Annotated in this window: 1 protein-coding gene; it reads right to left on the bottom strand. The window is 62.6% G+C overall.

The window, feature by feature from the left end; translation table 11 throughout:
- Positions 1 to 103: 103 nt before the first annotated feature.
- Positions 104 to 1,879: a ParB/RepB/Spo0J family partition protein gene (locus AX735_RS18300; RefSeq protein ID WP_059153608.1), complete on the bottom strand. Its 1,776-nt coding sequence runs from the start codon at positions 1,877 to 1,879 to the stop codon at positions 104 to 106.
- Between the last annotated feature and the right edge of the window lie 52 nt (positions 1,880 to 1,931).

Here is a 1,931-nt window from a genome sequence, read left to right as displayed (position 1 = left end):
GGCCGATTTTACCGGCTGCGTTCTGTAAAATGGGTGCGGTGGCAGCTGCCACCGCCCCGCAAGTTTGCGGGGAGCGCGGGAGTGAAGCGCGCTCCCCATGCCGTCATGCCGCTTGGCTTTCGCTATCAGCGGCATCGGGCAAGGCAGAGGGTCGAAGGGCGGGGGGCAGGATGCGCCGCCCCGCAAGGCGCTCGTTGACCGTCAAGGCAAGATCAGAGCGCTTCATGGTCTGGCAATTCTCTGCGGCGTCGTTGCCGCAACCTTCGGCCAGCAGCTTCAAGAGCGTGGCCTTGCTAAGCTGGTCATAGAATACCTGATTGGGTTCCCACTTGTCGGCCATGTCGATCTGCGCGGCCCCGACGATCTGCGCCAGCTGGCGGTCGCGGTCGCTATGGAACGAAAGGCTCGTGATCTGCGAGGCCACGCAGTAGGCCAGCAGCCGCAATTTCGCTTCGCTGTCCATCTGGCGCATGTCGTCCAGCGTGGGTGTCTCGGCCAAGCGGGCAAGATCGGCCCCCGCGATTTCGTCAATGTCGGCAATCGTGGAATGGCCCATGATCGCCTCGTCAACATGGAAGCGGTTCTTCTCGGCGGTGATTTCGGCGGCTTGTTGCCACGAATAGGAGTTGCCGCGAACCTGCCCCAATAGGCCCGTCAAGAGCACGTCCAGCGCCAGCTCCGGGTCGCTGGCAAGGGCTTCCCGAACCGCCATCGTGCGGATGCCGCCCAGCTGATCCATGACCTTCTGCGAGTAGTCGGGCCGGGGAGGCTTGGGGCCATCGGCGGCGGTGCCCTTGGCGCTGCGCGTGAACGCAACCTGTTCGATACCGTCATGCCCGATGAAGACGATAAGCGAGTGCTCGGCCTTCTGCTCGGCGGTGAAGACGCGGCAAGCCGATACGATAGCGTCCTGCTTGCGGGTCAGGGCGCGCAACTCGTCGTCATAGTCGTGCTCGTCCTCGTCCACCTCGCTTTCCCGCTTGGCGATTGCCGCCTCGATCTCGACCAGCTGCGCGGTTTCTTCCTCGGTCGGATGGCGCTCGCCAGCGGGTTCCAGATGGCCGCGCATCCAGTAGGAATCAGGCCGGTAGAGCTGCCCTTCTGCATCGCGCCAGCCATCTTCGCGCGCCGCCTTGGCGATGGCGTCGAGCCGATCTTGCACAAGGTCCATGACAAGGCCCGCATCATCGCAATAGCGACGTTCTCCGAAAAGATCGGTGGTGAAGGTGCCGCCTGCGGCGCAATAGGCTTCCTCGCCTACAATGCGAAAATGCTTGTCGGTATCGGCAACCTTCTCCTGGGTGAGCATGGCGCGGATTTGGTGGGCGTTGTCGCCGGTGCGCTTGAAAACCTCAAGCTGGCGGTCCTGATCGTCTGTCAGCGCGAAAGCCTGCGCCGCGCCCATGCCGATTTCGTCTTTCTGGAAGGCTTTGAGAATGGTCGGGTGCAGCGCCGCCAGCTTCAACACGCGGCGGACATAGGCGGGGGAGACGCCGAACGATGCTGCAACATCGTCAACGTCTTTGCCGCTGTCGATGATCGCCCGATAGGCGGCGATGGCATCGGCGGGGTGCATGTCCTCACGCTGCGCGTTCTCGGCAAGAGAGATTTCCAGCGCCTCGTCCTTGCTGCGGATTTCAACGGGAACCTCGAAAGTGCCGGGGATGGTCTTTGCCTTCTGCAACAGCTTCAAGGCCCGGTAGCGCCGCCCTCCAGCGCAAATCTTGATCTTGCCGTCCTCATCATAGCCGATCAGGTTTTGCAGCACGCCCCGCGCCTGAATGTCGGCTGCGAGGGCTTCAATTTCCTTGGGCTTCACCTTCCGCACGTTGAGGTCGGAAAGCGCCAGCTTGTTCAGTTGGATGGTCTGGATGGTCATTTTTCACTCCTTTAGGCGAAGCCGCTGCCTGCGGCCTGCGGCTCTGACCCGC

This window comes from Blastomonas sp. CCH1-A6 (assembly GCF_001556365.1).
GTDB classification, from domain to species: domain Bacteria; phylum Pseudomonadota; class Alphaproteobacteria; order Sphingomonadales; family Sphingomonadaceae; genus Blastomonas; species Blastomonas ursincola.
Note: the sequence above shows the minus strand (reverse complement) of the source record. Positions and strands in the feature narration are given on the sequence as shown.

Bases quoted from the DNA above. Each gene is read 5' to 3' on its own strand.
- AX735_RS18300 (WP_059153608.1), bottom strand. From the start codon at position 1,879: ATGACCATCCAGACCATCCAACTGAACAAGCTGGCGCTTTCCGACCTC.